This window comes from Beggiatoa alba B18LD, assembly GCF_000245015.1.
GTDB lineage: Bacteria > Pseudomonadota > Gammaproteobacteria > Beggiatoales > Beggiatoaceae > Beggiatoa > Beggiatoa alba.
Genome location: NZ_JH600070.1, coordinates 1,088,191 through 1,111,258, shown reverse-complemented (window position 1 = coordinate 1,111,258; position 23,068 = coordinate 1,088,191). Strand labels below are relative to the sequence as shown.

The following is a 23,068-nucleotide window of genomic DNA, read 5'->3' as shown; positions in this document are numbered from 1 at the left end:
TTAGTTCTAAACCACAATTCACTTAATAAATAAAACTAGCACAATAATGATAATTAAGAAAATTATGTAAGTTATGATTCAGGAAATTGCTTACTTAATTGTTTCCAAAAATTTAAGCCATCCTGTCCCAAATCCTTCGCCAACTGCTCCAACGCCCGCAAGACTTGTGCATAACCAATCTTATGAGCAATTCGATACGTTTCTACAAATTTCGCGATTCCTTCCTGCACTTCTTCATTTTGTAAATGAATATGTCCCATATTAAACAACGTCGCACACAAGCCTGCCACATCGCCGATTTCTTGTCTTATCGCTAAGGACTGTTGCAAGTAGCGCAGGGCGGTTTCGTAGTCGCCTCGGGCTTTAAATATTTGTCCAATATTGTTGAGCGTCGTGCCTTCGCCACTTTTATCGCCGATTTCTTGTCTTATCGCTAAGGACTGTTGCAAGTAGCGCAGGGCGGTTTCGTAGTCGCCTCGGGCTTGAAAGATAGAAGAAATATTGTTGAGCGTCGTGCCTTCGCCACTTTTATCGCCGATGTCTTGTCTTATCGCTAAGGACTGTTGCAAGTAGCGCAGGGCGGTTTCGTAGTCGCCTCGGGCATCATAGATTTGAGAAATATTGTTAAGCGTCGCGCCTTCGCCACTTTTATCGCCGATTTCTTGTTGAATCGCTAAGGACTGTTGCAAGTAGCGCAGGGCGGTTTCGTAGTCGCCTCGGGCATAAGCAGTTGTTGCCATATTGTTGAGCGTCGTGCCTTCGCCACTTTTATCGCCGATTTCTTGTTGAATCGCTAAGGACTGTTGCAAGTAGCGCAGGGCGGTTTCGTAGTCGCCTCGGGCATCATAGATTTGAGAAATATTGTTAAGCGTCGCGCCTTCGCCACTTTTATCGCCGATTTCTTGTTGAATCGCTAAGGACTGTTGCAAGTAGCGCAGGGCGGTTTCGTAGTCGCCTCGGGCATGGGCGATAGTTGCCATATTGTTGAGCGTCGTGCCTTCGCTTTTTTTATCTCCCAATTCTTTGAAAATCGCTAAGGACTGTTGCAAGTAGCGCAGGGCGGTTTCGTAGTTTCCTAGTGCGTGGTTTGTCGTGCCTAGCCAACTTAAAACTCGACTTTCAATTGCTTTATCTTCTCCGCCTTGCATCGGCTCTACCCATTCCAACAAGGTACGATATAAACCCACGAGGTAGAAAGAGGGCACAAGTTTATCTAACGCAAAGCTATCCGCCTCTGCTTTTTTTCCTGCCAGTGTCAAGGATTCGTGCACTGCAAGGGCTTGTTCATAATCTTTTTTATCAGTCTCAAAAAGATAGCGTTGATAGTCAGCCGCTTGACTGTATAACGTGGTGGTGATGGGGGGTAAATGTGCTTGTATCCATAAACGCACCATTGCACCACAATAGAAAATCTCGCGTTGTAAAGGTGGGTTAAAAACACATTCGATTAAAGAATAATGACTTAAGCGTTGAAGTAGGTTCTCGACAGGCTTTAATTGAGGCTCACTCAGGGCAATTTTTTTCACCCCTTCTTGTGGGACAGCGGTTGTATAAACCGTTAAACGTCTTAATAACTCGCGTTCATCTGCTTCTAACGCGGTTTGAATGATTTTTTCTAAAAGTTGATTGGTTTGTAAATCTGTTTGAGCAGTTTTAATGTTTGTTAATAACTGTTCGCGGTCAGTTTGGCTTAAATCGGGGAGCAATTTAAGAAAGAACTCTAAGCCACGAAAATTACCTTGAAAGGCTTGATAAAGTTCACGAAGTAATTTAAACCGCGCTTCTTTTTCATTGGGTAAAGGGGTTTTTTGTAAATAAATGAATTGAATAAAATCGCCATAATTTGCATGACATAAAGACAAATATCCTGCTTGCCAATTCGGTAATTTCCAACGCGATGTTAATAAAACCGTTGGCGCACTGTCGCCCATTTGCTGAATAACGCTTAACCATGTTGTTATTGTTTCATCAGTTAATGCATGTGTTTTTAAATCTTGTAAAGACTCTAAATTGTCAAAAATCAATACTAATTTACGTTGGGTTTGTTTCTGTAAGGTTGAGATTAATAACTGGGCAAATAATTTTACAGTCTTGCATTTTTCCTGTTTCGCTGTAAATTCAGGCGTATGTACTCCATCTAAACTAAACTGTAAAAGTGTTTCAAACTCTGTCCAACTATTTTCAGGACGCGCTGAATATACATGAACAATAAAGCCTTTTTGCTGTAACCGTTGCGCTAAATAGGTGACAAGCGCGGTTTTTCCCTGTCCCCCTTCGCCTGTGATGAGCAACTGTTTAACTTGACGACTTTCTAAACGGTTGCGCCATTCCCTCAGTTCGCGCCGTCGTCCGATAAAACGTTGTAAAGGTGGTAACCCTGATAATGAAGAAGATAAAACCGTATCAGCAGGCGGTTTAACCTCAAACCCCCAATTCACCAAAGGCACAGCAGGGTCACGACTCCACAATATTGGCAAAGACCATTGCGTTATACTCAATTCACGCCAATGATTTTTTAAATCTTCGCTGACTGTGTCCCCGCGCTCAATCGCCTGCCGTCCTGCTTGCACCGCTTCATCAATCCGCGCTTGTTGGGCAATGGCTTCACAAAATGCCCGCGCAAAAGCAATGCCTGCAATCTCTAATACTGATTCGCGCATCCCAACAACATGCGGTAAGCCGATATTTACCAACGATTGCGCCAAACCTGTACTTAAATCTGCCGATGCACTTTGTCCCGATTCGCACGCCGACAACACAACACATTGCACCCCCTGCCCACGAAAAGCCTTTGCCAGCTCACTATCGCGCACCATCACAGCATTGCCGTTGTCATCCTCGAAACAAAATTCGCCATATTTTTCCGTTAAATGTGCGTCATCATGAAATATCCCATGCCCGCTTAAAAACACCACATCAAACCCTTGTTTTAAAAACTGTTGTAAAGTCTGAAAACGTCCATCGTCGGGCACTTCTAACTGTACAATACCGCGCTGAACTGGCTCGAGTAAGGCTTCTAAAACATGGGCTTGTTCATTTTCAACATTCAACCGCCCTTGCTCGGTGAGATTTTCGGGCAAACTGGTGAATAACAGGACTTTTAAGGGGCGTTGCTGAATAGGCGTTACAACACATTGCGTCGGCACACGGCGTGACAGGGTGAAATGTGGATGTTTAGCTAAAAAACCATGTTGCGGATGGTATAAACATTCCCATGCAAGCTGTTGCAGTTGTGCGTCTTGGCTTTCGAGAATAATCGGTAATATAGCGGGGCAAGCTTGTCGATAAGCGGTATCAAATGCCTCGTCGATATTTAAAGCCCGCCATAAATCCGCCCCAAAGGCTTTTAACTCATTTTCTTCAATTTTCTGCCGATTGGCATACCGCAAAGCAAAATCAGCAGAAACCTGACGACGGGCGGGGGTGTATAAATCAGCGGGGGGATTGATGATAAATGGGGAGACGTGGACTTGTTGGGGCATGGTCTAGGCTTCGTGAACAAGGGGATTGGATTAATTTTCAGTGAATTAAAGTTTATGCGCAATTAAAAATAACTTATTTGAATCAGGATTCATAGGGGGATTAGAATTTTTAGGGGGAATAACCCAAGTTTTGCAAGATTTTATCAACTAAACAGTTAGTTCAGGAGTAAAATCGCTTTAGCCATTTTACAAGGATAGGGGGTTTTCTTCCTTTACCCCGCGTAGCGGAAAGAAAAAAGACGCAATAGCTGAAGCGATTGCACTCCTGCTTAATAATCTAACGCGAATCAGTCTTTTAAATCCTGCTATTAGTTTATGATGTACAAACAGAGGAGATTATTAGATGGCAGAAATAATCAACTATCACAATGCATTAGAGGCTTTACTACAACGTTATGCCTTATTAAAGCCACACAATGAAGAAGTAGAATTACAAGTGTGGATAGATCAAATACGTGGGCATTATCAATTACTGAGTGTCGGCTGGTGTAATGATAAGCGTGTTCATCATTGCCTTATGCACTTTGACCTTAAAGATGAAAAAATCTGGATTCAACATAATAGCACTGAAGTTGAATTAGATAATGAGTTAGTGGCTCTTGGCGTTGCACCTGAACATATTGTGTTAGGTTTTATCCCTGAATATCGTCGTCCTAAATGGCAACGAGCAGCTTAACAATTCACTTTTGTTAAGATAGCTTAAATTCAGCAGGATTCTAAAAATAAAACAGAGACCTACTAGGTTTTAAAAACCTAGCAGGTCTTTTTTTATTCGAGTTAGTAAGCATAGAGTGCATTTTAAAATGTTGAATTTTTGTAGAAGCCCTATTTTAATAACATTGTTTAACCCTTACCTTAGCGTTAATAATACAAAATAATTTTTTATTCCTTTTGTAAAATCATAAATATAGAGAGTATCTGCATGAATGAATTGACGGTTGTGTTTTTATTGGCTGTTGTTGCAAGTGTGGGTTTGCAGTGGTGGTTAGCACAGCGACATATTAAAACGGTGCAAGCGCATCAGTATCAAGTACCTGCTTTATTTGCTGAGAAAATTTCTTTAGCCGAGCATCAAAAAGCGGCGACTTATACGCAAGTTAAAACCCGCTTTGCACAAAAGATGTTGTTGTTGGAAACGGGAATTTTATTGGTGTGGACGTTGGGCGGTGGGTTGGCTTGGTTAGACCAAAGTTGGCGGACATTGGCGTGGTCGCCGTTGTGGACGGGGGTGGCGGTTATCATGAGTTTTATGCTGATTTCGTCATTGTTAGATATTCCCTTGAGTTGGTATCGAACTTTTCGTATTGAGTCGATGTTTGGCTTTAATCGTATGAGTATTAGCACATTTATTGGCGATACTTTAAAGGGGTTGGGGTTGTCGTTGGTGATTGGTTTGCCGTTATTAACATTAGTTTTGTGGTTAATGGAGGTAGCGGGGGCATTTTGGTGGTTGTGGGTTTGGCTGGTTTGGCTTGGTTTTACGTTTTTGATGTTGTTGATTTATCCAACTTTTATCGCGCCTTTGTTTAATAAGTTTAAGCCATTAGAAGATGGCGAGTTAAAGCAGCGAATTAGTCAGTTGTTACAGCGTAATGGTTTTGCGAATGATGGTATTTTTGTCATGGATGGTTCAAAACGTTCAGGGCATGGAAACGCTTATTTTACGGGCTTAGGCAAGCATAAACGGATTGTGTTTTTTGATACGTTGTTGGAAGGTTTAAATACGGATGAGGTCGAGGCGGTTTTAGCGCATGAGGTGGGGCATTTTAAGCATAATCATATTCATAAGCGGTTAGTTTGGATGGGTTTATTAATGTTGGGAAGTTTGGCGTTGTTGGGTTGGTTGATGCAACAGGCGTTTTTTTATCAGGCGTTTCAAATTGCTGACGCAAGCACTTATATGGCGTTGTTGTTGTTTATGTTGATTATGCCTGTTTTTACTTTTTTCCTCAGCCCTTTAATGGCGTGGGCAGCTCGCAAGCATGAGTTTGAGGCAGATAGTTTTGCAACACAGCAAGCGCAATCGGAGGCTTTAGTTCATGCGTTGGTTAAGTTGTATCGTGAAAATGCGAATACGTTAACGCCTGACCCTTTGTATTCGGCGTTTTATGATTCTCATCCGCCCGCACCAGTGCGCATTGCGCATTTAAATATGGGGGCGTAGTCCTTAACGGTTTGAATCAGGATGAGCAGGATTTAAAGCCGTTAATCGATTTTATCCTGCAAGTCTTGATTTTAATATTTTTATTATTTCTTTGATTATTAGTGATTTAATTATGGCTCATCAAACGATAAGAACGCTGTATCATTATATTAATGGGGAGAAGGTTGTAGGGCGTAGTGGACGGATGGGGGATGTATATAACCCCGCAACGGGTGATGTTTGTGCAAAATTGCCTTTGGCTAGTAAAGCTGAGGTAGCGCAGGCGATTCAAGTCGCCCGTGATGCTTTGCCTGCATGGGCGAGTACGCCTCCGTTGCAACGAGCCAGAATTTTAATGAAATTCCGTGAATTGGTGTTGCAACATCAAGATGAAATCGCGCAAACGATGTCGCAAGAGCATGGGAAAACGTTGCCTGATTCGTTGGGTGATTTAACGCGAGGTTTAGAGGTTGTCGAATTTGCAACGGGTATTCCGCATTTGTTAAAAGGGGATTTTTGCGAAAATGTGGCGAATGTGGTCGATAGTTATTCATTGCGTCAGCCTGTGGGGGTGTGTGTAGGGATTACGCCGTTTAATTTTCCTGCAATGGTGCCGTTGTGGATGTTTCCGATAGCGTTGGCTTGTGGCAATACTTTTGTGTTAAAGCCGTCGGAAAAAGTGCCAACAACGAGTTTATTGTTGGCGGATTTATTGACACAAGCGGGCTTACCACATGGGGTATTTAATGTGGTTAATGGTGAAAAAGAGGCGGTGGACGCGCTGTTGACCTCGCCTGATGTCGCCGCTGTGAGTTTTGTCGGCTCTACGCCTGTCGGTGAGTATATTTATCGTGTTGGTTGTGAACATGGTAAACGGGTTCAAGCCTTGTGTGGGGCAAAAAATCATTTGGTGGTGATGCCTGATGCGGATATGAATCAAGTGGTTGATGCAATTATTGGTTCTGCTTATGGTTCTGCGGGTGAGCGGTGTATGGCAATTTCTGTGGTTGTGCCTGTGGGTGAGGAAACGGCACAACGTTTGCGTGAGCAGTTAATCCCACGGATTCAAGGCTTAAAAATCGGTGCTTATACGGATAAAACCGTAGAAATGGGTCCTTTAATTACTGCGCAACATTTGCAAAAAGTGAAAGGTTACGTTGATATTGGTGTGCAAGAAGGGGCGGAATTAGTCGTTGATGGGCGTGGGGTGCAAGTCGCGGGTGGAGAAAAAGGCTTTTTCTTAGGCGGTTGTTTGTTTGACCACGTGAAGCCAACCATGCGTATTTATTTAGAAGAAATTTTCGGTCCTGTGTTGTCCTTGGTTCGGGTCAATAGCTACGCCGAAGCGGTGCAGTTAATCAATGTGCATGAATATGGTAATGGTGCGGCGATTTTTACCCGTGATGGAGATTGTGCACGGAATTTTACCCATACGGTTAATATTGGCATGGTTGGCGTAAATGTGCCGATTCCTGTGCCTGTGGCTTATAACAGTTTTGGCGGTTGGAAACGCTCATTATTTGGCGACCATTCCATTCATGGCGCAGAAGGGGTGCATTTCTACACCCGTTTAAAAACCATTACGACCCGTTGGACGACAGGTTTACGCGGTGCACAATTCCATTTTAAAGGCGGTAGTGAACATTAAGCTGTCACTGTCGGTTTAATGTGCGTGATGATGATGTCCTGTTTGATATGCGCCGCCTTCAGGTTCAAACGGGGCATCGATGACACGTACATTTAAGCCGAAGTGTCGTAACATATCATCTAATACATGGTCAGGCTGATAACGTAGCCATTGCGATGTAATTTGTAAAGCAATATGGCGGTTGCCCAAGTGATAACACACCCGCGCTAATAATAAAGGCTCAACAATCTCAACATGCGTCACGGGTTCTAAAGCGGCTTGTACCTCAATAATCCGACCATCTTCCGCTTTTAGACAATCCCCCCCGCGCAAAATTTGCCCTCGGGGTAAATCCAGCAAGACCGCTGTCCCATCGTTTAACTGCGTACATAAACGGCTTTTTTGACGTAAATCAAACGATAAACTTAAAAATAGGCTTGCAGGTTGTGGATAAGCAAGACGTTCTAAAACTTTTAACATGATGCACGCCCTTAATTTATAATTAGTTGATTTTTTGCAAAATTTTTATAAAAATGGTTATTGCAAACGTATTATAAAACGACATGAAGGACTGGCAGTCCTCACAGGACTGCCAGTCCTAGATTTAAATCACTTTATGGTACGGTTACTATAAATTATAAAAACAGTTAAATTTGCACCTAATTCACGGATTTTGTACCACTTATGAAATATATTGCTTATTGCTTCCTGCTATCCCTATTCTGTCACACTGTGCTATCAGCAGAAGCAGAAATTACCGATTTTATTCAACCTTATGAACAAAACGCGCGTTTATTTTTCCAACAAGGGCAATATGAACAAGCCGTACAACAATGGCAACAACGGCTTAATACCGAAAAACTATCCGTACCGCAAAAAATTGACATTCTTAGCCAACTAGCACAAGCCTATCAAGCTATGGGACTGAGCCAAAAAGCAATCGATGCATTACAACAAGCACTAACTCTTGCAAACAACGATAAACTCCGCTTAACCGCTCTTTATGTCGGACTCAGCGATTTAGCCCTAGCCACCCGTCAAGAACGCCTCGCCCGCGATTATGCCGACCGCAGTTTATTCAATATTCCTGATAACGCCTCACAACGCCTACGGGCTACCGTCCTGAATAATCACGCCAATGTCCTCACCGTTGAAGCCTACTACACCGACGCTATCGACATCTATACCCAAAGTTTGCACAACGCCCAACAAGCCGATGACCCTATCTTATCAATACGTATTCTTATCAATCGCGCCCATGCTTACTGGAAAAATACCCAAATTCCCCAAGCCTTAGACTCCTTAAAACTAGCCTATGACACCTTGAACCAATTCCCTAGCCAATACACAAAAGCCTTTAACCTCATCAGCATTGGCGAACTCACACAACGAATACTACAAACGCAAAAAAATCCCGATGGCGTGACACTCGCCTACAACAGCCTCAATACTGCATTAAGCCTTGCCGAACAACTCAAAGATAACCGCCTACAATCCTATGCAAAAGGCTATTTAGGACAACTCTACGAACGCGAAAACCGCCTTGCAGACGCGCAAAAACTCACCCAACAAGCCATTTTCTTTGCACAACAAAGCCATATTCCCGAAATTCTCTACCGCTGGCAATGGCAACTTGGGCGCATCTTAGCCAAACAAAACCAAATCAACGACGCAATCCCCACTTATCGTCAAGCCATCGCCCAACTTCAACCTATCCGTCAAGAAATCGCTTTCGGCTATCGCAATACAACCCAATCGTTCCGCGATACCATCAGCCCCCTATATTTTGAACTGGCTGATTTACTGCTACAAACGGCAAAAACGGCAGAAAATAAAAAAATTTGGCTAGATGAAGCCCGCGACACCATAGAAAAACTGAAAACCGTAGAACTACAAGACTATTTCCAAGACGAATGCGTCACCAATTCCCAAGCGAAACAACGCATCTTAGACACAGGCATTCCCCACACGGCTGTTATTTACCCCATTTTGCTCAATAACCGCATAGAAATGCTATTGAGTCTCCCCGATGGAATTCAACAATTTACTATCCCCTTTACCCAAAATGCCCTAAAAGACGAAGTGAACGAATTTCGCTTCGAACTCGAAACCCGCAACACAACGGACTATCTTCCCTATGCGCAACGCCTTTATAACTGGCTGATACGCCCCTTAGAAGCCGAACTCCAAAAACAAGCTATAAACACACTGGTACTGATTCCCGATGGCGTTTTACGCACGATTCCACTTGCTACCCTACATGACGGTAAACAATTCCTCATTGAACGCTACGCCGTCGTAACCACCCTAGGACTTACTTTAACAGACCCAAAACCCATTGATAAAAAACAACTTAACGTCTTACTAACAGGCTTATCCGAAGGCGTACAAGGCTACCCCGCATTGAGCAATATCAACCAAGAAATCAATATACTAAAACAACTTTATGGAGATAAAGCGAACATCTTAATGAATCGAGAATTCACCGTTGCCAACTTCTCCAACGCGCTCAACATTACCCCTTACAATGTCGTACACATCGCCTCACACGGGCAATTTAACAGCGACCCGCAAAAAACTTTTTTACTCACCTACGATGGACGCTTAGACATGAATCGCCTAGAAAAAGTGATTCGTCTAAATAACTTACGCAATGAACCGATGGAATTATTAACCCTGAGCGCGTGCCAAACGGCAGTCGGTGATGACCAAGCCGCTTTAGGACTCGCCAGCATTGCCTTAAAAGCAGGCGCACGCAGTGCTTTAGCAACGCTTTGGTCAATCGACGACCAAGCGACCACCCAACTTATCGCCGAATTTTATCGCCAACTCCAAAAAGAAGGCATGTCGAAAGCCAAAGCCCTACAAAACGCGCAATTATTTATGCTAAAACAAGAAAAATACCGCCATCCTGCATTTTGGGCGGCATTTCTGATGATAGGAAACTGGCTATAAAGAAAAGAAAGAATGATAACAACTATAAAAAACTATGTTCCTAATGCCTTTACGTCAGACAACATTAACCCTGTAATTTCAGCGACATCTTCTACATGAAACCCTTTTTCTAACAACTTCAAAGCAGTTTCAACCGCTTTGCGTTTTTCGCCTTCTTGTAATCCCTGTTGCAATCCCCGCACAACCCCCTCCTCAAATCCCTCTTTGCGTTCCTCCCGCTTCACTTCTTCCCAAGCAGCTTCGTCTTTGATTTGCGCTAATAACGCAGGGTCAATTTTTTGCTGATGAATTGCGTTCAATATTTCTTGAAATTTTTGCGCAGTAAAACGGTTTTCCTCTAACTTCCCATCTAAAGAATCCTCGATTAACTCTAACCATGTTTTAATCGCTATGGGCGTTTGTTCGTTCACTAAACGCGGGCAAAGGAAAATTAAACGATGTGGATAGATTTCATGTTTCTTACCATGTTCATCTATCGGACTCATATCACTGACCGCACAACTAAACTTTACGCTTTTATCACGGGGAACGCTGGTTAAGACAACTATCGTATAAACCGTTTTATCAAACTGATATTTCTGATAAGTCCCGATTTGTTCTACTAAACTGATTAAATGGTAATACAGAAATCTATCAAAAAAGTCTTCTTCTTTAATATGCTGAATTTCGACAATAATGCGCTTTTCTACATCTTCGGCGAATAAATCATATTTACTTTTCACAAAACCGATTTGGGTCGGATATTCATACTCGGTGTGAACTTTATCGATATTAATCTCTATCCCTAACACATCTTTAACAAAGCTCTTAAAAACATTGATTTGACTAAAGGCGTGTTTAAATACCACACCAAATTTTAATGGGGCGACTTCTATCATGTTAAGGTTTTTCCTGTATAAATCGGTTTAACTCAGACATCGTTAATCCTGTTAATTCGGCAACTTCCTCTAAGTTAAATCCTTTTTTTAACATCTTTTGAGCCGTTTCTAAATGTGCAAGCTGAACGCCTTGTTGCACACCCTCCTCAAATCCCTCTTTGCGTTCCTCCCGCTTCACTTCTTCCCAAGCAGCTTCGTCTTTGATTTGCGCTAATAACGCAGGGTCAATTTTTTGCTGATGAATTGCGTTCAATATTTCTTGAAATTTTTGCGCAGTAAAACGGTTTTCTTCTAACTTCCCGTCTAAAGAATCCTCGATTAACTCTAACCATGCTTTAATCGCTATGGGCGTTTGTTCATTCACTAAACGCGGACAAAGGAAAATTAAACGATGTGGGTAAATATCATGTTTTTTACCATGTTCATCTATCGGACTCATATCACTGACCGCACAACTAAACTTTACGCTTTTATCACGGGGAACGCTGGTTAAGACAACTATCGTATAAACCGTTTTATCAAACTGATATTTCTGATAAGTCCCGATTTGCTCTACTAAACTGATTAAATGGTAATACAGAAACCTATCAAAAAAGTCTTCTTCTTTAATATGCTGAATTTCGACAATAATGCGCTTTTCCACGTCCTCAGCGAATAAATCATATTTACTTTTCACAAAACCGATTTGGGTGGGATATTCATACTCGGTGTGAACTTTATCGATATTAATCTCTATCCCTAACACATCTTTAACAAAGCTCTTAAAAACATTAAGTTGACTAAAAGCGTGTTTAAATACCACACCGAATTTTAATGGGGCGACTTCTATCATGTTTTACTCTAATCTTGGTTAATTTAAGGGAAAAGTAATTTATTCCCCAGTAACGTAAAAAGCAGCCCAATAATAAGCTGCTTCATAAGGTTTATCATTAGAATAAATGCATTCACCTAATTGTTGTTCAATTTTTCCTTGCATTGTAGTAGGAAAAGTTTTGCTTAATTTTAATAATTCTACTTTAGTTACCATTCTAAGCCATTGTTGTGCCTTACTTAACGCAATAACAGGCTCGTTTCCTTTATCTTTGAAATATTCATAAAACTTTATCATTAAAAATGCTGTTGAATATGCATCTACGCTCCACAAGGACGACACAATACAAGCTACACCCGCTTGCAATAAGCTGGTGGGTAAACTCACCACTTCCTCAACTTGTTTTACGCCTATCATCCCCGTTTCACAAGCGGATAAACTGACTAAACGCGCATTGAGTTGTGCGTTTAAGAAATCTTGCACGGTCAGCATTTCATTATGTGCCATTAACAACCCTGTTTTTAATGGGTCTTCTAGTTCTGCGCCACCATGACAAGAAAAATGTAGTACGGAATAGTCATTATTCAGCGCATTTTTAACAGCTTCTTGGGTTGCTTCTTCATGAGTAAAAATCTTACGCTCCTCAAAATATTTTTCGAGAGCTTCAATTTCAATAGTACAAGCAATCAAATCTTCTGTAGGATTTTCAATTGCTAATAACTTCTGTCTGGGGATTTGTGTGCGTTTACGAGCGGTTTGTAAAGAAAGCGCGTTCGGTGCATAGCTAATCATATAATCATCAAGCACATAACGGCGTTTATTATCCGTCGTAGCATAAGCAGCATGAAGCGGTAATAAATTTAATAATCCGATAGGAATTAGTGTGATTTGTGAATCTGTGGGGATATTTTGTAAAATCAGTTGCATGACAGCTTGATACAACCATGTTGTCATTGTCTCAATTGCATTAAACCAAGCGTCTCTATTTTCTTTACGTTTGTTATAAGCCTGAAAATAGCTATTTACTTTTTCTGATAAAACGGTATTTGTTAATTCAGGTAAAGCAATTGCTTGAATTTGCCCCTGAAAAACGTTTAAGGCATAACCGCCTTTTTCTGTAAAGAAAACATAAATTAATGGCTGTTGTTGGGAAACTTGTTTAACCGTGTTGATATCGGTTGCAATGAGTAAAAAGTTTTCATGTCCTTGTAACTGGCGAATGTTTTCTAGCAATTCGTTAAATTGCTTTTCTGCGGTTTGCCAATCAGATTGTGCTTTTTCGCGGAGGTCATCAGTGGCATTTTGATAAAAGCGTTGTGTCGTATTAACGGCTTGCAAAGACTCTTGATAACGCTCATATAACTCAGGACTATCTTGTTGTAACTGGGTTAAATCGGCGTTAGAACGCGCTAAGGCATTACTTAATAAACGCGCAACCCCTTGTTCTAAGGCTTCAACCGCTTTTTCAAGTTGCCCTGTTTGAATCCGTGCGTAAGCGACTTTAACCGCAATACCTTGTGTATCTTGTAAAAAGGCTTCTTGATGCTCACGCAATAATTGTTTTTCAACCAATTGTTTACTGGCTTTTTGGAGGGCTGGATAGGCTTCTTCTATTTCCGTCCAGCTATTGCGTTCAAATGCCCAGTTGAGCCAGTTACGGGCTGAAGTGAGCCAATCAGCAATTGAATGTTTTTCGCCTAACCCAACCGCTTGTTGGAAAGCCGCAATCCCCGCTTGCAAATCCGCTAACTCTCCTGAGCGCGAATAGTGGTATCGAAGCCCAGCACCCAAATTGTTGAGATAGCCAGACAGCTTAGGGGAATTAGGCGGGGTTTTCTCTATGGCTTGTTGGAAAGCCGCAATCCCCGCTTGCAAATCCGCTAACTCTCTTGAGTGCGAATAGCGGTCTCGAAGCCCATTGCCCAAATTGTTGAGCCGAGAGGGCAAGTCAGGGGAATCGGGCGGGGTTTTCTCTATGGCTTGTTGGTAAGCCTCAATCCCCGCTTGCAAATCCGCTAACTCTCCTGAGTGCGAATAGAGGTTTGTAAGCCCAATGCCCAAATTGTTGAACATAGCGGGCAAGACAAGCGAATCGGGCAGGGTTTTCTCTATGGCTTGTTGGAAAGCCGCAATCCCCGCTTGCAAATCCGCTAACTCTCCTGAGCGCGAATAGCGGTCTCGAAGCCCATTGCCCAAATTGTTGAGCAGAGAGGGCAAGTCAGGGGAATCGGGCGGGGTTTTATCTATGGCTTGTTGGAAAGCCGCAATCCCCGCTTGCAAATCCGCTAACTCTCCTGAGCGCGAATAGCGGTCTCGAAGCCCAGTGCCCAAATTGTTGAGCCGAGAGGGCAAGTCAGGGGAATCGGGCGGGGTTTTCTCTATGGCTTGTTGGTAAGCCACAATCCCCGCTTGCAAATCCGCTAACTCTCCTGAGTGCGAATAGCGGTCTGTAAGCCCAGCACCCAAATTGTTGAGATAGCCAGACAGCTCAGGGGAATTGGGCGGAGTTTTCTCTATGGCTTGTTGGAAAGCCTTAATCCCCGCTTGCAAATCCGCTAACTCTCCTGAGCGCGAATAGCGGTTTCGAAGCCCAGTGCCCAAATTGTTGAGCCGAGAGGGCAGGTCAGGGGAATCGGGCGGGGTTTTATCTGTGGCTTGTTGGTAGGCCTCAATCCCCACTTGCAAATCCGCTAACTCTCCTGAGCGCGAATAGCGGTTACTTAGCCCATTGCCCAAATTGTTGAACATAGAGGGCAAGTCAGGAGAATCGGGCGGGGTGTTAGCAACCGCAAACTCCCATGCTCTCAGCGCTGTATTTAAATCAGCTAACTGACCTCTTGCCCGATAACGGCGCGAATATGTAATTGCGCTATCATTAAGTACCCTCAGTTTAAAATCAGCTCCCATTTTTTCAAATTCTGGATGCTGTAAGATGTGTTCCCATGCCTGAATGGCTCTATCTAAACTATTTCTGTCACTTGTACGGAGATACTGTTGTTCTGCGGTTTGAGCTTGTTGAATAAAGGATATAAAAGGATTGTTATTTTGTTGCGCAAAATTTTGTTGAATTTTTTTTAGCATTTGATGGCGTTGCTCAAAAAATTCTGCTTTCTCTATTTCATTTATTCCGCGTGCTTGTGCAATCCCAAATTCAAAGATGGCGTTAATTTCTGTTTCCTGCGTTAATAATTCAGGAAAAGCCTGCAAAACTTGCCCTAATTCTTCATTACTAGAAACCTGAAGAAACGCCTTCACCGCCTCAATCAATCGCTCATCCATTCCCCATTCTCCTAAAAAACGCATTAAAAAAACCCGATAAATTTAACAAAATCTATCAGGTTTTAATTTTAAAATCAAAAAACTACGCCACATTGCGCATATCATGCACCTTCAACCCTGTTACGGCTGTTTGAGCGAGTTCGACTAAACGGCGGTGATGGGTGAAAAATAATATTTGTGTGTGTTGGGCAAGTTCGTTTAAAACGGTTAAAGTCGCTAATGAGCGGTCATCGTCAAAATTCAACAAGATATCATCCACAATTAACGGCATAAGTGATTGACGGGTTAAATAACGCTCTATGCTGGCTAAACGAAGGGCTAAATAGAGTTGGTCGCGTGTGCCGTCGCTCATGCCTGTGGTGGCGATGCCTTCGCCGTTTAATTGTCGTAGTCCTAATAAAATCGGTTGGTCTGTTTGGTTGTGAAAGCCAACTTGTAAGCCTTGAAAATTGCCGAGCGTTAGGCGTTCGAAAAGTTCGCTCGCCCTTTGTAAAAGCGGGGCTTGGTGCTGTTCGCGGTAGCGTTCGATAGATTTGCGCAATACGCTGGCGGCTAGATAAATGTGAGTGTAGCGTTCGCTGAGTTCTTGCATTTCGGCAAGGGCAAGTTGTGCCTCGTCCGCAGCCCGAGCGGCATCGGCGTTGCCGTCCATTTGTTTCAGTAATAGGCGGAGTTCACCGATTTTCTGATCCCATTCGGAGCGTTCTTGTTCTAGGGCTTGTATTTGTGTGGTGCAGTTTTCCAGTTGTTCGGTGAGTTGTTCAATATCAACGGCATCGGCTGCGTGGGTGAGGTCTAGTAAAGATAAACCTTCGCCATGTTCTGCAAGCTGTTGTTCTAGCTCGCGGAGTTGGCGTTGTAAGGTTTGTTTCTTGGCGGAGGCTTGTTCGGCGATTTCTAAGGATTTTAAATCTTGACAGCGGGCTTGCGTGAGTAAGGCTTGTAGTTGGGCTTGCGTGGTTTGAACTGAGTCGATAATTTTTTGTAAGCGGTCATTTTCGCTGTGGAGACGTTGTTGTAATTGTTCAAAGCGGGTCAGTTCACGCTCGGCTTGGCTGACGCGATTAGAAAGCATGGGCACGCTTTGCTCAACAGGTTCGTTAAATAATTCAGGGGTTAAACTTTGCACAACGCGCTCGACATCGTGGCGGAAAACTTCTGCGTCTTCGTCCATGCGTTCAATACGTCGCCGTAAACTACTGATTTTATCAATTTTATTCAGCACTTGTTCTAAGCTGTCTAAGACGTTGCGAGCGGTATCGGGTGCGGTATCGGCGGACAGTTGTAGCGGTTGTAAGGCTTTTGTCCAATCAGTTTGCCATGTGGCGAGTGCGTCGCTGGCTTGTTGATGGGTGGATTCTAGGCGTTGTTGTTCAATGCTGAGGTTGCGAATTTGGCGTTCTAGGTCTTCACGATGATGTTGTAAATCAGTAGTTTCTGCGATGCAGGCTTGTGCTTGTTCGATTAAGTCGGCTAAACGGGTGAGGGGTAGGCTGTTTTGTGGCAGTTTGACGAGTGCTTGCGTGAGCGATTGGCAAAGACTAGCAATGAGTTGTTGTTTAACTTCTAGATGTTGGCGACGTTCGCGCAGGAGTTCGGCTTGTTGGCGCAATTGTAGGCAGTCGTTAAACCAGCCACGCATCTCGGCGGGTAAATAGGGTTTGATATTCAGCGGTTGCCAAATGGCTTCCCATTCGTTGGTTAGGGCGGCAAGTTGGTCATTTAAACCATGCCATTTTTTTGCTTGTTGTTCTTGTTCGCGTTGGGCGTTTTGTTGTTCTGCCATCAGGGCAGCGAGTTCGGCGACGCGATGGGCTTCACGGCGTAAGCGGTCGGCGATGTCGTCGGCTTGTTGCACAGTTTCTTCATAAGATTGATACATTTCTGCGTTGGCTTGGGTGTGTTTCAGTGATTGCCAACGTTGTTGCCGTAACTCGCGGGCTTTGTGCAAGTCAGCTTCGGTGGGAATTTCGCCCGCCCATTGTAAAGCGTTAATCTTTTGCGTGGCTGCGCTGACCCGTTGGCGGGTTTCTAATAGTTTTTCTTTAATCCGTTGGCGGTCGTTATCGAGTTCTTTAAAACGACGGTCGTAGTGTTCGACCCGTTCTGCTGGCGGGAGGGCGACTTGTTCTAGGGCTTCTAAACTGCCAACCCATAACCCCAGTTGTTTTAAGCCGATGTCGGCTTTAACCGTTAATAATCGGACTTCTTTATCTTCTTTCGCAAGGCTGTCTTCTAAATCGCCTTGTTTTAAAGCGCGTCCTAAAGCGGCTTTTAATTCGGTTAAGTCGGGCGGTAAGGCTAATATCTCTAAGCTATTTTTTTGTTGAATCAGTTGCTGTTGAATTTTTTCTAAACGGTCTTGTAAGCTCGTTTGTTTTTCACGCAAAGCAGGATAAGCATCGGCAAGTTGTTTCAAGCATTCACGTTGTGGATTGCTGATAAACAGACTCGGTACATCGCTTAATGTTAAATGCGGATAAATTCGCCGTAGCAAAGTTTGTGCTTCTGCTTCAATAGTGCGCATTTCTGTACGCACACCGGGCAAGTCGCGTGCGGCTTTTTGATGACTGCCTAAACGCTCGCGTAAGTTATAAATCGTTTCTTTATGCGTTAATAAGGCATCGGGAATAATCAGGCTTTCTACTTGGGCTTGTAAGTCGGCAATGGTTTGGCGGATTTGCTTTTCTTGAGATTGCGCCGTATTTAAGGTTAAATTGGCTTGAATTCGACGCGCACTGGCATCATCCGCGAGGGTAATCACATCGCGTAACTCGGCTAATTCTTGGCTTAAGGCTTGATGACGGTGTAATAAGGGGCGAGTGCGTTGGATACGGGCGAGGCGGTGCTGTTCAGCGCGTAACGTGCGCAATTTATCGCTTAACTGTTGATGTTGAATATACGCTTCGTCCAATGATTTGGCTTGCTCTGACCAGCGCGTAGCGGAGAGTGAACACTCTTTCATCCGTTGGCAGGCTTCTTTATAGGCTTTAATTGTCTGATTTAAACGCGGTTTACTGGCACGGGCTTTAAATAATTCATCGGCTTCGCGGTCTAATTCAGTGAGTAACTCACGGAGTTTTAAACTACCTGTTCCTGCCTCAAATAAACTTTCGCCAACATCCCCCCCACCGTGCAATAAATCCTCTCCGCCTTGTCTTAAGCGTTCATGGTCAAAACAAAACAGCGCGGTAAATCGTGCTTCTGTCATCCCATTTAAAAAAGGGAGCAATGATTCTTCAGGCAAGGGATTCATTTGCCAATCGAGCAAAGTATTTTTGCGCCCTTTGCGTCGATAAAATAATAATTCTTCCCCTGTCAGACTGCGCAATTTTCCACCAATGCGTAACTGGTCGGGCGCGTGTAAATAAGCATCATTAGTCCGCTCAGGAATCCCAAATAACCAATGGGTTAAAGCGCGTCGTGTGGTACTTTTTCCTGCTTCATTCGCGCCATAAATGACATGAAAATTTGTATCTGTTGCAGAGAAATCTAAAGATTTATTGGTAAAACGTCCAAAAGCGGCTAGATTGAGATGCAAAAGTTTCATGATTTTTTAAAGTTAAGGTCGATATAAATGACGTTTATGAAGGATTCTATTGCAAAATACAGCACATATTTGACAAATTATCAATGTTTTTAAGATTTTTACCCATTAAAAAAGCAAAATAAGGGCAGAATATGACAATTTCATCCCTACCCAATGCGGAATATTTAGATGTTGTTGATACTAACGATATGGTGATAGAAAGCCGATTACGTTCGGAAATTCATCATTTAGGCTTGCGTCATCGTTCCGTACATATTTTAGTTTTTAACCCACAAGGCGAGATTTTTTTGCATAAACGCAATGCGCAGAAAAAAAGTTTTCCATTGCATTGGGATTCGTCCGCAGCGGGACATGTGGCGACGGGAGAGAGTTACGCGCAAGCCGCAGAACGGGAATTATTAGAAGAATTACAAATTAACGCGCCGTTACAAGCCTTATTTCAATTAGAAGCCAGCCCGCGCACAACGCAGGAATTTTGCTGGGTATATCGCTGTGTGACAACAGAAACGCCAAAACCAGACCCTGATGAAATCGAGTTAGGCGCGTGGTTTACGCCTGCATTTGTGGATGCATGGATACAGCGGGAAAAATTGCGGTTTACGCCGTTATTGCAGATGATTTGGGAAAAAGGGGGGATAAGTTAATTTTTAAAAAATAATAGAGGTATTTGCACAGCCATTCTCATCAAGTTCTATTTTTTGATGGGGGATATTAGGGATAGATAATAATTTGATGGTTTCATCAAACCAATCAAGGCTATTAGTTAGGTTTAAGTTTGTGCCCACACCTGTTTTTAATAGAACAGGGTTTGGATTATTTTGCGGTTGAATCTTATCGCGGCGAAAAGCGGTATAAACATAAATCGCTGTAATTTTTTTCAGCGCAAGCAGACCATGCAATGCAAAAGCATTGAGTAATGCACCTTTAAATTGTTTTTTGATGTGTTCCCATTCGTCACTTCTAACCGTTGTTTTACACTCGATAATATGTAGATGTGTTTCTGTTTCAGACAAGTAGAAAATAATCGCATCAGCTACCGTTCTTTCATGTAAGCACTCAAGACAAACATCCTCGCCTTTGATATATAAAATCATACCTGTTTTTACTTCAATGGCTATCTTGGCGTAATTTTCAGGTTTCTTTTTTTCTTCTTCCAAACTAAAAATAGTTTCTGCTTGAATATGTTTATATTTATTAACATCAAGCCATTTTAAACGCTCTTCGAGATTTTCTGTCAGCATGTTGATTAATCTCGTTGTAATGCAATAGTTTCTTTGGATAAATCTAAAATAGTTTGGTTAAAGGTTGGAACAGCAAAGCCATTGCCATCTACTTGTTTTAATGCTTCAACATCAGTGCCATCAGGCGTATTGGTAAATTGATAAGCAGATACTTCATTAGGGGCTATGAGTTCATCATCATGATAACCAAATTCTGTTTGTAGTTTTTCACGTTTAGGATGTTGATATAAACTTATGAGGTTATTAACTTGTTGAAAAATAGTATCGCTGTGTGTTGTGATTAAAACAGGAATGCCACGATTAACTAATTTAATTAAGTGACGGATTAAAATACGTTGTACAGCAGGATGTAGGTGAGCTTCAGGCTCTTCTAAAATAATCGCGCCGTACTCAGAACTGTATTTTAAAAAAATAATTAAAGGCGCAAGTTCTGTGACTAAAGAAGAGCTTAAATATAAGGGCAGTGGTTGCGTTGTGCCTTGTGGTTGATAGGAAAAATCGTTAGCAACTATTGCTGTAGAAATTATTTGACCGTTGAGAATTTCTGATTCTAAAGACTCTGCAATATTATGATATATATCTTTTTTTGGCTCAAGTTTTGTGAGTCGCTGTAAAAAATCAATAGTGGGACGTGAAAAGCGGCTTTTAGGTTCTTTATCGATTCCCCATGAACTTATTGAATCTGCAATAAGTGATTTGTATGTCAGCATAAAGCCTGTACGTGAGGCGGGAAAATACAGTGAAAATAAGAATTTAATCACTAATGCATTTATGGCACAAGCTAGAATAGAAGGTGAGGAAACACCTCTATGACTATGTCCAGCTTTTTTATGCAATAAAAAATAGTCTCCCTTAGCTTTAAGCTTGTATTTTTCTAATATTGCTACTGAATTAGGATGGTCATCTTTATATAACACTAAACTTTCATTAAGAATAATATTTTTTATTGTTAGTCTTTTAATGTTTATTTCTTGATTATTTAATATGCGTTGAATAAGTGTATCTTTTTCTGAATCTAGCCTCTTATTAATGAAAGGCAATAAATGTTCAAAAACTTCATTGGTAATAGTGATTTCTGGCTTACCTTTTTCTTGCTCCAAGAAATTGCGTAAAAAAATATCGGTTTTTATATCATCTTCTGAAAAATCTAACCTTCTCATCCATTCTGTCACTCCCCAGAACAATGAAGCTAGATAACTCTTGCCACTGTTATTATCACCCACAAATAACATGAGTGGTTTAACCGCAATACTGGCTTGTTTTATCTTGCCAAAGCCTTCAACTTCTAAAGTCCACGATGGATTCATAACTGGTTTATTCCACTATTTCATAATAAAAAAGGACACGTAACCCTATTGGCTTACGCATCCCATTTTAAATCAATTTAAATTTAAATCGCGCGTTATTTACCAACCCGTGCGACTTCTTCAATCTTGTCAACGCTGACATGACGAACGTCTTTACCACGTACAAAGTAAATAACGTATTCGCAGACGTTGCGAGAGTGTGCCGCAACACGTTCTAAAGCACGTGCTGCCCACATAATATCCATGACTAAAGGAATTGCTCGTGCATCTTCCATCATGTAAGTCATGAGTTGACGACTGACGCTGTCATATTCGTTGTCGACTTTTAAATCTTCACGAATCACATGTAAGGCGGCATCAATATCCATCCGCGCAAATGCGTCTAGTGCTTCGTGCAACATCTGTTTGACGTGATTACCGAAGTGATTGATAGCCACAAAATAACGGCTTGGGGCTTCTTCTCCTTCCTGCATTGCCATTTGGGCGATGCGTTCTGCTTCATCGCCAATACGTTCTAAATCACCAATGGTTTTAATCACGGTAATCAATAGGCGTAAATCGCTGGCGGCTGGTTGACGACGCGCAATAATGCGTGAGCAGTCTTCATCGATGGCGACTTCTAACGCATTGATTTTATAATCTGAGTTATAAACTCGTTTTGCAAGTTGAATGTCACATTCGACAAGGGCTGTGAGCGCGTTTTGCAACTGTTCTTCAACCAGACCGCCCATACTTAACACTTGGTTACGTAGTTCACGTAATTCTTGGTTAAATTGTTGCGATATGTGATGTTCGGTCTCTTCCATCATGTTTTGACTCCGAAAATTAAGGCTGTGCTATTCCGTCATGCTAGTACTTGGCAAGCATTTTGTCTGCCTGTTTAGCCATAACGTCCTGTAATATAGTCTTCTGTTTGTTTTTCTTTGGGATTGGTGAATAGGGTGCTGGTATCGCCAAATTCAATCAATTCGCCTAGATACATAAATGCCGTGTAGTCAGAAACCCGTGCGGCTTGTTGCATGTTGTGAGTCACAATCACGATGGTGTATTTGTATTTTAATTCGCTAATCAGTTCTTCAATTTTAAGGGTTGAAATGGGGTCGAGTGCTGATGCAGGTTCGTCTAAAAGCAACACTTCAGGTTCAATCGCAATAGCGCGAGCAATGACTAAACGTTGTTGTTGTCCGCCTGACATCCCTAACGCATTTTCGTGTAAACGGTCTTTCACTTCTTCCCACAGTGCCGCACCGCGTAAGGATTTTTCTACGACTTCATCAAGAACGCGGCGGTTATTAATCCCTTGTAAACGTAATCCATAGGCAACGTTTTCGTAAATGGATTTGGGGAAGGGGTTGGGTTTTTGGAAAACCATGCCAACCCGACGACGTAAATCAGCGACATTAACAGAGGGATGGAAAATATCTTTACCATCTAATAAAACTTCGCCTTTGACATTAACGCTATCAACAAGGTCATTCATGCGATTAAAGCAACGCAATAAGGTCGATTTACCGCATCCGCTAGGTCCAATATAAGCCGTCACCCGTTTACGGGGAATTTTCATATTGATAGTTTTTAAGGCTTGTTTTGTGCCATAGAATAAATTGAAGTCTTTTGTTTCTAAACAAATATCTTCTTGTTCTAAATTGAGCGTAGGCTCACCGCGTCCGAGTGAAGCGATATCAAATCCGTGCGTAATCGTATTAGCTTGGGTCATTGGTTCTAAATCCTGCATGTGTTCTATTCTCCGTGTGGGGCGTGTTCTCGCCCCGTGAGTACGAGAACAGGTTTAAAT

Annotated in this window: 15 protein-coding genes; 5 read left to right on the top strand and 10 right to left on the bottom strand. The window is 42.4% G+C overall.

What is annotated here, in order from left to right:
* Positions 1 to 71 precede the first annotated feature (71 nt).
* Positions 72 to 3,482: a tetratricopeptide repeat protein gene (locus BEGALDRAFT_RS04395; protein WP_040294866.1), complete on the bottom strand. Its 3,411-nt coding sequence runs from the start codon at positions 3,480 to 3,482 to the stop codon at positions 72 to 74.
* A 343-nt stretch (positions 3,483 to 3,825) separates the two neighbouring features.
* On the opposite strand from BEGALDRAFT_RS04395, the gene BEGALDRAFT_RS04390 reads away from it, so the two are divergent.
* The 3 genes from BEGALDRAFT_RS04390 (at position 3,826) to BEGALDRAFT_RS04380 (ending at position 7,273) form a co-directional block, all read left to right on the top strand.
* On the top strand, positions 3,826 to 4,158 hold the full coding sequence (locus BEGALDRAFT_RS04390) for a XisI protein (protein WP_002684068.1): 333 nt from the start codon (positions 3,826 to 3,828) through the stop codon (positions 4,156 to 4,158).
* A 246-nt stretch (positions 4,159 to 4,404) separates the two neighbouring features.
* On the top strand, positions 4,405 to 5,646 hold the full coding sequence (locus BEGALDRAFT_RS04385) for a M48 family metallopeptidase (protein ID WP_002684066.1): 1,242 nt from the start codon (positions 4,405 to 4,407) through the stop codon (positions 5,644 to 5,646).
* A 112-nt stretch (positions 5,647 to 5,758) separates the two neighbouring features.
* Positions 5,759 to 7,273, top strand: a complete 1,515-nt coding sequence (locus BEGALDRAFT_RS04380) for a CoA-acylating methylmalonate-semialdehyde dehydrogenase (protein WP_002684063.1) — start codon at positions 5,759 to 5,761, stop codon at positions 7,271 to 7,273.
* Positions 7,274 to 7,288: 15 nt separating this feature from the next.
* On the opposite strand, the gene ureE is transcribed toward BEGALDRAFT_RS04380, so the two are convergent.
* Complete coding sequence (gene ureE, locus BEGALDRAFT_RS04375; protein ID WP_002684061.1) at positions 7,289 to 7,732, bottom strand: urease accessory protein UreE; 444 nt, start codon at positions 7,730 to 7,732, stop codon at positions 7,289 to 7,291.
* A gap of 204 nt (positions 7,733 to 7,936) precedes the next feature.
* On the opposite strand from ureE, the gene BEGALDRAFT_RS04370 reads away from it, so the two are divergent.
* Positions 7,937 to 10,207, top strand: a complete 2,271-nt coding sequence (locus tag BEGALDRAFT_RS04370) for a CHAT domain-containing protein (RefSeq protein ID WP_002684058.1) — start codon at positions 7,937 to 7,939, stop codon at positions 10,205 to 10,207.
* Between the two features lie 32 nt (positions 10,208 to 10,239).
* On the opposite strand, the gene BEGALDRAFT_RS04365 is transcribed toward BEGALDRAFT_RS04370, so the two are convergent.
* From BEGALDRAFT_RS04365 to BEGALDRAFT_RS04350, 4 genes are read right to left on the bottom strand one after another with little or no spacing between them, the layout of a single operon-like run.
* Complete coding sequence (locus tag BEGALDRAFT_RS04365) at positions 10,240 to 11,085, bottom strand: PD-(D/E)XK nuclease family transposase (RefSeq protein ID WP_002684056.1); 846 nt, start codon at positions 11,083 to 11,085, stop codon at positions 10,240 to 10,242.
* Position 11,086: 1 nt separating this feature from the next.
* Positions 11,087 to 11,917 (bottom strand): PD-(D/E)XK nuclease family transposase, encoded by an 831-nt coding sequence (locus BEGALDRAFT_RS04360; protein WP_002684054.1) that lies wholly within the window; start codon positions 11,915 to 11,917, stop codon positions 11,087 to 11,089.
* 39 nt (positions 11,918 to 11,956) lie between these two features.
* Positions 11,957 to 15,199: a CHAT domain-containing protein gene (locus tag BEGALDRAFT_RS04355; RefSeq protein ID WP_081484135.1), complete on the bottom strand. Its 3,243-nt coding sequence runs from the start codon at positions 15,197 to 15,199 to the stop codon at positions 11,957 to 11,959.
* A 58-nt stretch (positions 15,200 to 15,257) separates the two neighbouring features.
* Positions 15,258 to 18,725 (bottom strand): YhaN family protein, encoded by a 3,468-nt coding sequence (locus BEGALDRAFT_RS04350; protein ID WP_002684049.1) that lies wholly within the window; start codon positions 18,723 to 18,725, stop codon positions 15,258 to 15,260.
* 131 nt (positions 18,726 to 18,856) lie between these two features.
* Between BEGALDRAFT_RS04350 and BEGALDRAFT_RS04345 the strand changes: the two genes are divergently transcribed.
* Positions 18,857 to 19,369, top strand: a complete 513-nt coding sequence (locus BEGALDRAFT_RS04345; protein ID WP_002684048.1) for an NUDIX hydrolase — start codon at positions 18,857 to 18,859, stop codon at positions 19,367 to 19,369.
* 3 nt (positions 19,370 to 19,372) lie between these two features.
* Here BEGALDRAFT_RS04345 and BEGALDRAFT_RS17900 read toward each other — a convergent pair whose 3' ends face one another.
* The 4 genes from BEGALDRAFT_RS17900 to pstB all read right to left on the bottom strand — a co-directional run bounded on the left by BEGALDRAFT_RS17900 (position 19,373) and on the right by pstB (position 23,008).
* Positions 19,373 to 19,966 carry a hypothetical protein gene (locus BEGALDRAFT_RS17900; protein WP_002684046.1) on the bottom strand — a complete coding sequence of 198 codons (594 nt, stop codon included), beginning with the start codon at positions 19,964 to 19,966 and terminating at the stop codon, positions 19,373 to 19,375.
* A gap of 5 nt (positions 19,967 to 19,971) precedes the next feature.
* Positions 19,972 to 21,273: an AAA family ATPase gene (locus tag BEGALDRAFT_RS04335; RefSeq protein ID WP_002684044.1), complete on the bottom strand. Its 1,302-nt coding sequence runs from the start codon at positions 21,271 to 21,273 to the stop codon at positions 19,972 to 19,974.
* 95 nt (positions 21,274 to 21,368) lie between these two features.
* Positions 21,369 to 22,082, bottom strand: a complete 714-nt coding sequence (gene phoU, locus BEGALDRAFT_RS04330; RefSeq protein WP_002684042.1) for a phosphate signaling complex protein PhoU — start codon at positions 22,080 to 22,082, stop codon at positions 21,369 to 21,371.
* A gap of 71 nt (positions 22,083 to 22,153) precedes the next feature.
* Positions 22,154 to 23,008 carry a phosphate ABC transporter ATP-binding protein PstB gene (gene pstB / locus BEGALDRAFT_RS04325; protein WP_002684036.1) on the bottom strand — a complete coding sequence of 285 codons (855 nt, stop codon included), beginning with the start codon at positions 23,006 to 23,008 and terminating at the stop codon, positions 22,154 to 22,156.
* Positions 23,009 to 23,068 lie beyond the last annotated feature (60 nt).